The sequence below is a fragment of the Streptomyces sp. NPDC059534 genome (assembly GCF_042743475.1).
In the GTDB taxonomy this organism is placed as follows: Bacteria; Actinomycetota; Actinomycetes; order Streptomycetales; family Streptomycetaceae; genus Streptomyces.
On record NZ_JBHWAQ010000001.1, the window covers coordinates 243,335 to 256,932 of the forward strand.

The 13,598-nt window shown below is 73.6% G+C and carries 7 protein-coding genes; all 7 read left to right on the top strand.

Going from position 1 to position 13,598, the window contains the following annotated elements:
* The first annotated feature begins 29 nt into the window (after positions 1–29).
* The 7 genes from ACFVZH_RS00975 to ACFVZH_RS01005 all read left to right on the top strand — a co-directional run bounded on the left by ACFVZH_RS00975 (position 30) and on the right by ACFVZH_RS01005 (position 13,514).
* On the top strand, positions 30–1,667 hold the full coding sequence (locus ACFVZH_RS00975) for an ABC transporter substrate-binding protein (RefSeq protein ID WP_384891109.1): 1,638 nt from the start codon (positions 30–32) through the stop codon (positions 1,665–1,667).
* The gene (locus tag ACFVZH_RS00980; protein WP_384891112.1) at positions 1,664–2,617 is read left to right on the top strand and encodes an ABC transporter permease; all 954 of its coding nucleotides are present in this window, start codon (positions 1,664–1,666) and stop codon (positions 2,615–2,617) included. Before ACFVZH_RS00975 ends, ACFVZH_RS00980 begins: the two co-directional genes overlap by 4 nt.
* A complete protein-coding gene (locus tag ACFVZH_RS00985) occupies positions 2,614–3,483 on the top strand; it encodes an ABC transporter permease (protein WP_384891116.1) in 870 nt (289 codons plus the stop codon). Before ACFVZH_RS00980 ends, ACFVZH_RS00985 begins: the two co-directional genes overlap by 4 nt.
* Before the next feature lie 5 nt (positions 3,484–3,488).
* A complete protein-coding gene (locus ACFVZH_RS00990; RefSeq protein ID WP_384891119.1) occupies positions 3,489–4,475 on the top strand; it encodes an ABC transporter ATP-binding protein in 987 nt (328 codons plus the stop codon).
* On the top strand, positions 4,472–5,263 hold the full coding sequence (locus ACFVZH_RS00995; protein WP_384891122.1) for an ABC transporter ATP-binding protein: 792 nt from the start codon (positions 4,472–4,474) through the stop codon (positions 5,261–5,263). The genes ACFVZH_RS00990 and ACFVZH_RS00995 overlap by 4 nt, the downstream gene beginning before the upstream one ends.
* 167 nt (positions 5,264–5,430) lie before the next feature.
* On the top strand, positions 5,431–9,987 hold the full coding sequence (locus ACFVZH_RS01000) for a peptidoglycan-binding protein (protein WP_384891125.1): 4,557 nt from the start codon (positions 5,431–5,433) through the stop codon (positions 9,985–9,987).
* Complete coding sequence (locus ACFVZH_RS01005) at positions 9,984–13,514, top strand: DUF6603 domain-containing protein (RefSeq protein ID WP_384891128.1); 3,531 nt, start codon at positions 9,984–9,986, stop codon at positions 13,512–13,514. Before ACFVZH_RS01000 ends, ACFVZH_RS01005 begins: the two co-directional genes overlap by 4 nt.
* Positions 13,515–13,598 lie beyond the last annotated feature (84 nt).

Sequence of the window (13,598 nt, forward strand, 5' to 3'; positions counted from 1 at the left end):
TCACTACACCCGTAAAGGGGTGGGTCTCCATGCGCATGCCCAGAGCCATCGCGCTTCTCGCCTGTACCGCCGCGCTCGCGGCCACCACGGCCGCCTGCTCCGGCGCCACCAAGCCGCCGGCCGCCGGCGGCGGCGCGTCCTTCAAGGTGACCCCGCTGTCGCCGCCCGCGCAGGGTCCGCTGGACTCCTTCACCTGGTCGCTGTACGCCGAGCCGTACACGCTCGACTACGCCCTCGCGTACGACTACCCGCCGAACACGGTGCTGGCCAACGTCTGCGAGCAGCTGCTGCGGGTCACGCCCGACCTGAAGATCGAGCCCGGCCTCGCCGTGAAGTGGGCGCAGCCCGACCCGCGCACCCTGGTCTACACGCTGCGTCCCGGGGTGAAGTTCCACGACGGCACCACCATGACCGCCGACGACGTGGTCGCCTCCCTCAAGCGCCAGATGGACCCGAAGACCGGCTCCCCCTGGGGCTCCTCCTTCAAGAACGTCGACGCGATCGAGAAGACCGGGCCGCTGGAGGTGACGGTCCGCCTCGGCAAGCCCGACGTCCTCTTCCACGAGCTGATGGCCGCCTCCCCCGGCACCGTCGTGAGCGCCGCCTCGCTCGCCGAGGGCGGCAAGGACTACGGCACGCCCAAGGGCAAGCTGAACTGCACCGGTCCGTACGCCCTCGACACCTGGGCCCAAGGCGACAACATCACCCTCAAGAAGCACCCCGCCTACTGGGACACGAAGCTCACGCCGAAGTCCGAGCAGGTGAAGTTCACCTTCATCGAGGACGCGGCCGCCCGCTCCAACGCCTTCCTCTCCGGCACGGCCGACGGCGGCTACATGGTCCCGTCGTCCTCCTTCAACCAGCTGCGCTCCGGCGGCAAGGGCACGCTCCTCTTCGGCCCCAACACCGGCGCCACGAACCTCGCGGTCCTCGACTACCACGGCACGCTCGGCGACCTGAAGGTCCGCAAGGCCCTGTCGATGGCCCTCGACCGGAAGAACATCATCAAGGCCGCGGCCGGCGGCGTCGGCGTCCCGGCCAAGGCCCCCGCCGCGCGCGGCGCCTGGGCCCTGGCTCCCGAGAAGACCGCCGCGCTCTACGACACGCTGCCCGAGCCCGCGTACGACATCGCGGCCGCGAAGAAGCTCGTCCAGGAGGCCGGGGCGACCGGCCGGAAGATCACCATCGCCACCAGCAGCCTCGCGCCCGAGATCAGCGTCGTCTCCAACGCCGTCCAGGCCGCCGGCCGCCAGATCGGCCTCGAAGTCGAACTGAAGCCGGTCTCCCCCGACGCGTACAGCTCCCTCTTCGTCGACCCGAACGCCCGCACCGGCCTCGACCTGGTCATCACCATCGGCTACGACAACACGCCGGATCCGCTGGAGTTCTACCAGTACCTGCGCACCGGCGACTTCGGGAACTACGGCAACTGGTCGAACGCCGAGTTCGACGTCGCCTTCGACCGGGCCAACTCCGAGCCCGACGCGGGCAAGCGCGCCGAGCTCACCGCGAAGCTCCAGAGGATCGCCCTCGACGAGCTGCCCATCATCCCCGTGTACGAGGCCCCTCACTCGGTCTTCCTCGGCAAGCGGGTCACCGGCGCCCCGGCCGGCATCGCCCAGCTCTACTACCCGTGGGCCGCGACGATCGGGGCCACGAAGCGATGACGCGCTACCTCGTCGGACGGCTCCTCGGCCTGGTGGCGGTGCTGTTCGTGACCTCGCTCGTGGTCTTCGGCTCCATCCACCTGGCCCCCGGCGACCCGGTGTCGTTCCTCCTGCACGGCCGCCCCGCGACCCCCGAGGCCGTGGCGGCCCTGCGGGCCGAGCACCACCTCGACGACCCGCTCGTCACCCAGTACGCGAAATGGCTCGGCGGGGTGCTGAGCGGCGACTTCGGCCGCTCGGCGCAGTACCACCAGGACGTGTCGACGCTCATCGGCTCCCGGCTCACCGGCACCGCCCTGCTCGTCGGCTACGCCGCCGTCCTGGTCGCCGTGCTGGGAGTGACGGCCGGCATCCTCGGCGCGCTGCGCCCGGGACTCCCCGACCGGGTGGTCCTCATCGGCACCGGTGTCGCCACCGCCACGCCCTCGTTCGTGACGGCCATCGCGCTCGTGTCGCTGTTCTCCGTCCAGCTCGGCTGGTTCCCCGGACCCGGCGGCGGCGCGGCGGAGGACCTGTCGGGCCGGCTCTACCAGCTGACCCTGCCGGCCTTCGCCCTGGCACTGTCCTTCGCGGGGCTCCTCGCCCGGGTGACCCGCTCCGCGATGCTCGACGAACTCGGCCGCGACCATGTCGAGGTGGCGCGGGCCCGGGGCGTCGCCGGCCCGGCCGTGGTCCGCCGGCACGTGCTGCGCAACGCGCTCGGCCCCGTCGTCACCGTCGGCGGCACCATGCTCGCCGGACTCCTGATCAGCACCTCGATCGTCGAGACGGCGTTCGACGTCCCCGGGCTCGGCTCGCTGCTCGTGCAGTCGGTCACGTCCAAGGACTTCGCCGTCGTCCAAGCGATCACGCTCCTGAGCGTGGCGGCCTTCGTCCTGGTCAACCTCCTGGTCGACCTGCTCGCCCCGCTCATCGACCCCCGTCTCTCCCTCGGGGAAGGCTCCTCATGACCACCACCACCTCCGCGGTGCCGTACCGCAGGCCGGGGTTCCGCGCGCTGCGCCTGTTCGGCCAGGGTCCGCTCTTCGCGGTCTCGGTCGCCGTGCTCGTCGCGCTCGTCCTGGTCGCCCTGCTCGCGCCCGTCATCGCCCCGTACGACCCGGAGGCGCTCGACCTGTCGGCGAGCCTCGTCGGCACCACGGGCGACCACCTGCTCGGCACCGACCAGTCGGGGCGCGACATCCTGTCCCGGATGCTCCACGGCGCCCGCACCGGGCTGCTCGGGCCGCTGCTCGTCGTCGGCGTCTCCACCCTGCTCGGCACCCTCCTCGGAGTGGTGGCGGCCTGGCGGGGCGGCTGGGTGGACACGCTCCTGTCCCGGTCCATGGACCTCGTCTTCGCGATCCCCGGGCTGATGCTCGCCATCCTGCTCGTGTCGGTCGTCGGCTCGGGGCTGACGGCGCCCGTGATCGCCATGGCCGTCGCCTACACCCCGTACGTGGGACGTCTCGTGCGCGGCATCGCACGGCAGGAGAAGGCCCGGCCGTACATCGAGGCGTACCGGGTGCAGGGCTGGTCCGGCTGGACCGTGTGCGTGCGCCATCTGCTGCCCAACATCGCGCCGACGGTCTTCGCCCAGTCCGCGATGAACTTCGGGTACGCGCTGATGGACCTGGCGGCGCTGTCCTTCCTCGGCTTCGGCGTGCAGCCGCCGGCCGCCGACTGGGGCTCCATGATCAACGAGGGGCAGGCGGCCGTCCTTCAGGGGGCGATGCTGCCGGCCCTCGCGCCCTCGGTGTGCATCGTGCTCGCCGTCGTGGCGTTCGGCATCGTCGGCGAGGGACTCGCCGACCGGATCGCGAAGCGGGAACGGTGAGAGGCATGCGCGCACAGACGGATGCGGCACCGGTGCTGGAGCTCGACGGGCTGGACGTCCGCCTGCCCGGCGACCGGGCCGCCCGGCCGATCCTCGACCGGGTGAGCCTGACGGTACGGCCCGGCGAGACCGTCGGCCTCGTCGGCGAGTCCGGCTCCGGCAAGTCCGTGGCCTGCCGCAGCGTCCTCGGACTGCTGCCCGCGGGCGCCCGGACCACCGGCGAGGTCCGGGTCTCCGGGCGGGACGTCCTCACCATGAACCGCGCCGAGCTCACCACGCTGCGGGCCCGCCGGGTGTCGATGGTCTTCCAGGACCCGCGCGCCTCCGTCAACCCGCTGCGCCGCGTCGGCGACTTCCTCACCGAGGGCCTGCGGGCCGCCGGAACCCCGGCCGCGCGGGCCACCGCCCGCGCCGAGGAACTCCTCCACGCGGTCGGCATCCGCGACCCGCGCGGCGCCCTGCGCCGCCATCCGCACCAGTTCTCCGGCGGCATGCTCCAGCGGGTCGTCATCGCCGCGGCCCTGGCGAGCGAGCCGGACCTGCTCGTCGCCGACGAGCCGACCACGGCCCTCGACGTCACCACCCAGGCCGAGATCATCTCGATCCTCGCCCGGCTGCGGGCGGAGCGCGGCACCGGCATGCTCTTCGTCACCCACGACCTCGAACTGGCCGCGTCCGTCTGCGACCGCGTGTACGTGATGTACGCCGGCCGGATCGTGGAACACCGCGGCACCGACGAGCTGTTCGACCGGCCGCGCCACCCGTACACGGCGGGCCTGCTCGCCTGCACCCCCGGCATCGCGCCGGGCGCGCCGGCTCCCCGGCCCATCCCGGGCCGCCCCGTCTCCCTCGCCGAGGCGCCGCCGGGGTGCGCCTTCGCGCCGCGCTGCGCCCACGCCGTACCGCGCTGCACGCAGGAGAAGCCCGAACTCGCGGTGCACGGCGACGGGTTCGCCGCCTGCCACCGCGCCGACGAAGGGATCACGCCGTGACCGTCTCGACCAAGGAGGGGCTGGTCGTCGAAGGACTGCGCAAGCGGTACGGCGGCCACACGGCGGTGGACGGCGTGTCGTTCGCTCTGGCCCCCGGCTCCTCGCTCGCCCTCGTCGGGGAGTCCGGCAGCGGCAAGACGACGACGGTCCGGATGCTGGTCGGCCTGGAGAGCCCGGACGGCGGCACGGTCCGGCTCGACGGCCGGGACCGTTCGACGCGCCCCCGTGGCCGGGCCGAACGCCTGGCCCGCGCCCGGGAGATCCAGATGGTCTTCCAGGACCCGTACCTCTCGCTCGACCCCCGGGTGACGGTCTCCGGCTGCCTCGACGAGGTGCTGCGGCTGCACACCCCGCTCGACGCGGCCGCGCGCCGGACCCGGGTCGCCCAACTCCTCGACCAGGTCGGCCTGGGCACGCGGGAGGCCGGGGCGCTGCCGCGCGGACTGTCGGGCGGCCAGCGCCAGCGGGTGGCGATCGCGCGCGCCCTCGCGGTCGAGCCGAGGGTGCTGGTCCTGGACGAGGCGGTCGCGGCGCTCGACGTGTCGATCCAGGCCCAGATCCTCGAACTCCTGCGCGTGATCCGGGAGGAGTCCGGCATCGGCTACCTCTTCGTCACGCACGACCTCGCGGTGGTCCGCCACGTCGCGGACGAGGTGCTGGTCCTCAAGTCGGGCGCGGTCGTGGAGTCGGGTCCGGTGGACCGGGTCCTGGGCGCTCCCGAACACCCGTACACCCGGCTCCTCCTGGACTCCGTGCCCCGCCGGCGCCGACGAGCGGAGAGCGAGTGACGGTCAGTCAAGTACAGACCTGAGCACGGTTGTTGTCGAAAGAAAGTTCTTCACGACACTCCCGTCATATGCCTGTCGGATGTATTTCCTGTGAAGGTACGATCGCGCTCGCCATCGCACCGACAGGGGGACATGTGGGGGCATCTGGAACAAGCGCGGGGACCGGTGTGTCCGCTCTTCCCGCGCTGGACGTCGCGGCACTGCCACTGGTCCTCGCCGGACCGATCGTCCGGCGGGTCGACCGCAGCACCGTCACCGTGTGGCTGGCGCTGAAGTCTCCACGCAAGGTCACGCTCGACGTGTACGAGGGGGCCTCGGGCGCGCTCCCCGCGACGCCCGCCCTCACCGGCACCCGGGTCACCGCGCGGATCGGACAGCACCTGCACCTCGTCGCGGTGACCGCCGCGACCCCCTCCGGGGGGACACTCAGGTCCGGGACGATCCACCGGTACGCGCTGCGGTTCGGCGAGGACCTGTCCTCGCCCGCGACACCGGTGGCCGCCGGGGCGCCCGGCCTCTTCACCCCCGGCGTGATCGCCGCGGACGAGGCGGAGGCCCGCAAGGCCCTGCTGTACCAGGGGACTTCGGGCGCCCCCACGCTGCCCAGCTTCGTCACACCGCCGGACCGTCCCGGCGACCTCCGGCTCTTCCACGCCTCCTGCCGCAAGCCGCACGCCGGCGGCACGGACGCCCTGTCGATCCTCGACGAGGTCCTGAAGGCCGACGCGGGCTCGGAGCGGCGGCGGCCCCAGCAGCTGATCCTGACCGGTGACCAGATCTACGCGGACGACGTGGCCGACGGGCTGCTCCACCTGTGCACCGTGTACGGCCGGACGCTGCTCGGCCGGGAAGAGACGTTCCCGACGGTCCATCCCGCCCACCAGAAGTGGTCCTTCCGGCCCGGCTGGCGGCAGGACATGATCCTCGACGACTTCATGATGACGAGCACCAAGGCACGCAGTCACCTGCTGCGGTTCTCGGAGTTCCTCGCCATGTACCTCCTGGTCTGGTCGCCGACGCTGTGGCCGGCGGTGTCACCGGTGCGGTTCTTCGCCGAGCTGTTCCCGAGGGAGTCCGCCGCCCTGGGCGACCCGGACCACACCGAGTTCTTCGGCCTGCGGGACAAGCCGGAGTACAAGAAGGCACACGAGCGGCTGATGGAGTACGTGGCCGAGTGCGACCACGTGGACGGCTTCCGGAACACCCTGGGCATGGTCCGCAGGGCGCTCGCCAACACCGCCACCTACATGATGTTCGACGACCACGAGGTCACGGACGACTGGTACATCTCGAAGAAGTGGGTGCACGAGGTCTGCGGCCTCGTGCACGGACGCCAGCTCCTCGGCAACGCGATGGCCTCGTACGCGGTCTGCCAGGGCTGGGGGAACACGCCCGAGCAGTTCGCCGACGGGCCGCGCGGCGAGGCGGGCCGCGAGCTGCTCACGGCGCTCGCCGCCCCCGACCACACGGCCGCGGGCCCCGCCGCGGTCATCGCCCGCCGGACCGGAACACCCACGGGGGCGGACTCGGCCGGGCGGATCGTCCGCGCGGACGGCTCCCTCGTCTGGCACTACGCGATCACCTGGCCGGCCCATCAGCTGGTGGCCCTGGACACCCGCACCCAGCGGGTCTTCCGCGGCGGCTACACCGACCCGCCGTCGCTGCTGTACTCCGACGCCTCCTTCGCCGCGATGGTGGAGGCCCCCGAGGACCAGGGCCTGGAGAAGGTGACGGTGCTGCTGTCGCCGTGCCCCGTCCTCGGCGACCCGCTCATCGAGGAGTTCGCCCAGCCGGCCGTGCGACGGCTCCAGGGGTATCCGGGCCAGCTCGACCAGGACTACGAGGCGTGGGGCCACGACCCGCGCGCCTTCGAGAAGTTCGTCGCCCGCCTCCTCGGCCACGCGGCGCCCGGCGCCGACGGCGTCCGGCGGCGGCGGGTCGTCTCCCTCGGCGGCGACGTCCACTACGGCTTCGCCGCCCGCATGGCCTACCGCGCGTCGACGCCCTTCGGCTCGACGCCCGGCCAGGTCCGGGCCGTGCTCGCCCAGTTGACGTCCAGCTCGCTCAAGAACGAGGCGACGGGCACGATGCTGCTGCACCACGCCGGATTCAACCTCGACGTCATCGAGCTGCCGCACACCCGCCGCGCCGGCTGGGCCAACACGGCCGGCGCCTTCCTGCCCGTACGCACCCGCGACGCCCTGGGCCTGCCCACCGGCCTGGCCTACCTCCACGAGAGCCCGGCGATGCTCGAACTCGTCGAAGGCTCCACCGTGCACAGCCCGGCGCCCGAGTGGGAGTACGAGCTCAGCTACTACCGGCACGACGACCCGGACGGCACCGCGCCACGCCCCGGCGGGCCCGCGCCGGTCTCCTTCCCGGCGACCGGCGACCGCCGCGCCGCCCTCGCCCAGTACGTCCAGGCCGCCGACAACCACCTGGACTACATGGCCGTCACCGGCAGCGGCCGGGAGATCGTCGGCCGCAACAACATCGGCGAGATCCAGTTCGCCTGGGACGGCCAGGACGCCAAGTCGGTGACACAGACGCTCTGGTGGCACCTGCCGGGCAACGTCAACGGCGCCCCGCTGACCCGGCTCACGGTCCCGCTGGACGTCGGCCAGACCACCGGTCCCCCGCCGACGGCACTGCCCGACCTGTACGGCGGCAAGGCGCTGCGCGAGGGCGACACGGACGCCTCCACCAACGGCGGCACCGCCGGAGTGAAGCACGTCAGCGACCTCCAACGCGACCTCCTGGAACTCGGCTTCGCCGTGATCACCACCCGCGACGGCGTCTTCGGACGCGATGTGCGCTGGGCCGTACGGGAACTGCAGTCCTACGCCAAGATGGGCCAGGTCGCCCGGGTCGCGACGACCGTCGTCCGCCTCGCCCAGCCCCTCACCGTCGACGGCACCACGCTGACCCTGACCGCGCCCGCCACCGGCACCCTGCCGGCGCTGCCCTTCAAGGCCCGGGTCGGCGACGAGAACGTCACCGTGTCCGCCGTGTCCGGCACCACCTGGACGGTCGCCCGTGGCGCCGACGGCACCGGCGCCGCCGCCCATCCGGCGGGTGACGCCGTCATGGCGCTGCGCGACCACCGCTGGGCCTCCGCCCTGGAGAGCGTCGCCGTCCCCGCGGCGGAGCGGTTCACCGGACCGGTCAGCGGCGTCGTCGACACCGCCACCCGTCAGGCCATCGCGCGCTGGAAGGCGTACGGCCGGCGCTGCCCGGTGGTCGTCGAGGGCTGGCGGCTCGACGCCTCGGCGGACCCCGACGTCATCCCGGTCATCCCCGCCTCCGGCGGCCTCCCGGCCCGGCTCGCCGACAACCTCTGGCGCTGGGAGGCGCCGGCCAACAACACCAAGACCTCGCCCCGGATGTACGCCAGGGACTTCTCCGACTACTGGACGCGGCCCGCCGGCCGCCCCGCCGACGGCTGGGAGGTCGAGCGCAGGACACCCATCGGACAGCGCGCCCCCTATCCGGACCCCAAGGCCGTCGCGACCGACCCGTTCCGCATGATGGCCGGCCCGGTCGCCGAGCCGTCACGGCGGCAGTCCTGGGCGCCCGAGGCCGAGATCACCCCCGAGGCGCTCGTCGGGACCCGGCTGCGCGACCTCGACGCCGACACCCTGGCCACCTTCAAGGTGGTCCGGGCCGTCGCCGAGGTGGAGGCGCTCGGATACTTCGACGCCGTCAACTGCTACGACCACGCGTTCGCCTCGCTGGGCCTGTGCCACTGGACCGCCGGCACCCGCGTCTGGCACCCCCTCACCGAGCCCGGCCGGCCCGACCGCCCCTTCTGGGGGGTGAAGGACGGCGAGCTGTGGGCCTACTTCGCCTATCTGCGCAGCCGGGACGAGGCGTCCTTCCAGAAGGTCCTCGGGTTCTTCGGCGTGCAGCCGGACCGGGTCTGGACCGGCAACGGCCAGGGCGGCACCCCGTCGCCCTGGGTCCCCGCCGAGCGCAAGTACGCCGCGCGGGGCGTGATGACCCGGCAGGACGGCAGCACCGCCCCCCTCGAAGGCTTCCCCGCGCCGGGGCCCGGCGTCACCCAGAAGTACGGCCAGTACGCCGACCACGAGTACTTCCGGCTGTGGCACTGGTTCTACCGCTTCGTGATGGCCGGCCGCACCGTGGACGGCTTCCGCCGCTCCATGTGGGACATGGCCCGGATGCGGCTGCGCGACCTGCGCGCCACACCCTGGAACCACCCCACCGCGCCCAACCCCGTGCCGCTGCAGGCGGGCACCACCATCGGGGACGTCTTCCGCTCCGAGAAGACCGCCGCCCTGATCCACCGCTGGCACGTCTATGGACCGGCGTACCTGCTGCGCGGCAACCCCGCCTCCACCGCGTCCGTACGGCTGCAGAACGTGGTGTCCACGGCCGCGGCCGCCTCGGGGCTCACCTTCGGCCCGAACACGGCCACCTGGACCCAGGACCACGAGGTGGCCCTGGCCGCCGCGATCCTCGCCGGCAACCCCTGCCCCGACACCTCGGTCACCGGCTGGCAGCCGCACCCCGCGAACCACGACAGCCATCCCGGCTACTCGGACCCCGGTCACACCCTGCGGGTCGTCGACGAATGGCCGGACTGGTTCGGCGGGAGCAACCTGCGCCACTTCGCCCTTCCGCTCGCCGACCTGCCCGCCGAGCAGCGCACCCTGCGCACCGCCCGTGACTTCGTGCTCGACACCCAAGGACTGCCGACATGACCGAACTGCCCACCGAGGGCGAACCCGAGGGCCCCGACACGCCCCCGGGGCCCGTCGACGGTCAGAGCGCCCTCGTCACCGAGATCCTGCGGCTGATCCAGCCGGTCACCGAGGCCGTCGCCAACCCGCTGCACCTCGCCCGGCTGCTGGCCAGGACCGGCTGGAACCCCGCCGCCGCCGGCGAGCAGGGCGCTGCCGAGGTCGGCGCCTGGCTGACGACCGCCGCGAGCGCCGTCGGCGGCCTCCAGGACCTGGTCGAGCACCCGCCGGAGGACCTCGACGGCCTGGGACGGCTGCTCGACGTGATCGGCGACGCCGTGGAGCTCGTACGGGACGTGCCGCCGTCCCTCGCGGGGTTCGACGCGGCCGCCTTCGCCGAGGACGTCGTCCACTTCCTGGTCACCGACTGGCTGCTGCGCCACCACGCGGTCCTGTACCACGTCCTGGTCCTGCTCGGGGTGCTCGCGCTGCCCGAGGAGGCGGGGGAACAGACCCCGGTCGTCAACGAGGCCGGAGAGCCGGTCCGGACCTCGGTCGCGCGCGCCCGGCTGCGTCCGGAGCGGCTGATCGAGCTGGTCACCGACCCCGTGGCGGCGCTGCGCGCCGACTACCTGCCGGGCGGTCTGGTCGACGAGGCCACGGCGGACGCGCTGGCGGCGAAGCTGCTGCCCCGGCTCGGCGGGCTCCTGCACGAGCTGGGCGTCCGGGTCCTCGTCGGCCTGGGCGAGACCGGCGGCACCGGACTCGACGAGGCGTCCCTCGCGCTGGGCCGCCGCATGCTCACCTTCGGCGTCCCGGTCGCCGTCGCGCCCGGGGTCGGCGGCGAGATCGGCGCCACCCTCGCGATCTCCTCCCCCGTCTCGGGGGACCTCGGGGTGGTCGTCGTCCCGCGCGGGCAGGCCACCGTGCGTCAACTGCTCGGCCACGGCTGGGCGATCGCCGCCGACCTGTCCGGCGCGGGGCCCGCCGTCGCCATCGGCCCCAGTGGGGTGTCCTTCACCACCGACACCGCCGGCCGTGTCGAACTCGGCCTGGAGATCAGCAAGTCCGGCGAGCAGGACGCGCCCGCGCTGCTCCTCGGCAGCGCCTCCGGCACCCGCCTGGAGGTGAGCCGGTTCCGGGCCTGGCTCAAGGCCGCGCTCGAGGACGTGCCGGAGGGTGCCGAGGGCCGGGACGACTTCGAGATCGGCATCGCCGCCGACAAGGCGGCCGTGGTGGTCGCGGGCGGCGACGGCGACGGGTTCCTCGCGAAGGTGCTCCCCGCCGAGGGGCTGCGGACCGAGTTCGCGCTCGGCCTCCAGTGGTCGCGCCGCAAGGGCCTGAGCTTCACCGGGTCCGCCGGACTCGACGCGACCCTGCCGGTCAACGCCCGCCTGGGGCCGATCGAACTCCAGGCGATCCACCTGGCGTTGGGGGCGGACGCGACCGAGGGCGAGCTGCGCGCGAGCGTCTCCGCGACCGCCCGGCTCGACCTGGGGCCCGTTCGGGCCACGGTGGAGCGCATCGGTCTGGAGGCCGGTCTCACCACCTCCGACGGCAACCTCGGTCCGGTCGGTCTCGGCGCCGCGTTCTCCCCTCCGAAGGGCGCGGCCCTGGACGTCTCCGCCGGGCCGGTCACCGGCGGCGGCTACCTGTTCTTCGACCGGGACAAGGGCGAGTACGCGGGTGTGCTCGCGCTCCAGCTGGAGAGCATCGCCCTCAAGGCCGTCGGCCTGCTCACCACCCGGATGCCGGACGGCACGGAGGGCTTCTCGCTGCTCATCCTGGTGTCGGCGGAGTTCACGCCGATCCAGCTGGGCTTCGGGTTCACCCTGTCCGGCGTCGGCGGTCTGATCGGCGTCAACCGCTCCGTGTCGGTGGACACCCTGCGCGCGGGCGTCCGCAGCAAGGCCCTGGACTCGGTGCTGTTCCCGCGCGACCCGCTGGCCCGCGCGCCCGAGATCGTCGCCACGCTCGGCGCCGTGTTCCCGCCCACCCCCGGGCGGCACGTGGTCGGTCCGATGGCCCGGATCGGCTGGGGCACACCCACGCTGCTCACCCTCGACCTGGCCCTGCTGCTCGAACTGCCCACGCCGGTGCGACTCGTGCTCCTGGGACGGCTGCGGATGGCGCTGCCGACCGAGGAGACCGCCCTCGTCGTGATCAACATGGACGTGCTCGGCGTCATCGACTTCGAGCGCGGCGAGGCGTCCGTGGACGCCACGCTGTACGACTCGCGGATCGCCGCGTTCGCGCTGACCGGCGACATGGCGATGCGGGCCCGCTGGAAGGGCCGACCGTCGTTCGCGCTGTCCGCCGGCGGCTTCCACCCCCGGTTCCAGCGGCCCGAGGGCTTCCCCGAACTGCGGCGGCTCAACCTGTCGCTGCTCCAGGGTGACAACCCCCGTGTCCGGCTGGAGGCGTACTTCGCGCTCACCTCCAACACGGTGCAGTTCGGCGCCCGTCTGGAGCTGTACGCGGCGGCGCTCGGCTTCAGCGTCGAGGGGCTGCTCGCCTTCGACGCCCTGGTGCGTTTCGAGCCGTTCGGCTTCGAGGTGGACATCGCCGGGCACGTGTCGCTGAAGCGGGGCAGCCGGACACTGATGGGCGTCGCGGTCGAGATCGCGCTCTCCGGTCCCGCGCCCTGGCACGTGCGCGGCCGGGCCCGCTTCGAACTCCTCTTCTTCAGCGGCGAGATCAGCTTCGACCGGACCTTCGGCGGGCGTCCGGCGCCCGCCGCGCTGCCCGCCGCCGTGGACGTCGCGGCCAAGGTGGAGGAGGCCCTCGCCGACCCGCGCAACTGGACGGCGCAGCTCACCGGGGCCGGCCGGACGGTCGTCACCCTCCGGGAGATCCCCGACGCCGAGGGCCGGCTCGTCGTCCATCCGCTGGGCGGCCTGTCCTTCACCCAGCGGGTGGCGCCGCTGGGCGTCACCCTGACCCGTTACGGCACCTCGCCCGTGGACGGTCCGCGCAGGCTCGATCTGGAGCCCGAGCTGACCGTCGACGACGCCGACCCGGCGACGGCGCCGGTGACCGTGCGCCTGACGCCGACCCGGGAGTACTTCGCGCCCGCGCAGTTCCTCGACCTGACGGACGAGGAGAAGCTCGCCGCGCCCTCCTTCGACCTGCTCACGGCGGGTGCCGGCGCCGAGGGCGCGCTCGCCCGCGCACGCGAGCGGGCCGGGGTGTTCGCCTCCCCGGTGGGCTACGAGGAAGTCGTCCAGGACGGCGTCCACCGCAGCGCCTCCCCCGCCGGGAGTACCGCCGCGCCGGGCTTCGGGGCGGCCGGGACGCGCATCGCGGCCGCGCCCGCCGCCCGCGCGGCGACCCGCCGCAAGGGCCGGCAGCGCTTCGCCGCCGCCCCCCGCGACCTCGGCGTCCGGGACACCCGCTGGACCGTCTCCGAAGAGCCCGGGGAGACGGGCCGGCGGCGCTCGGCCGCCGCGCGCGGCACCACCTGGACGGAGGCCGCCGAGCACCGCCGCGACCTGGCCGCGGCGGGCCTGCGCCTCACGCCCACGACGGTGCCGGGGGGAGCGCGTTGACCCGGAACACCCCCGCGCTCCCCGCGCCGGGCGGCTCCGGCCTGCCCGCTTCCGGCCCCGCGGCCCCGGGAGGCCGTACCGCCT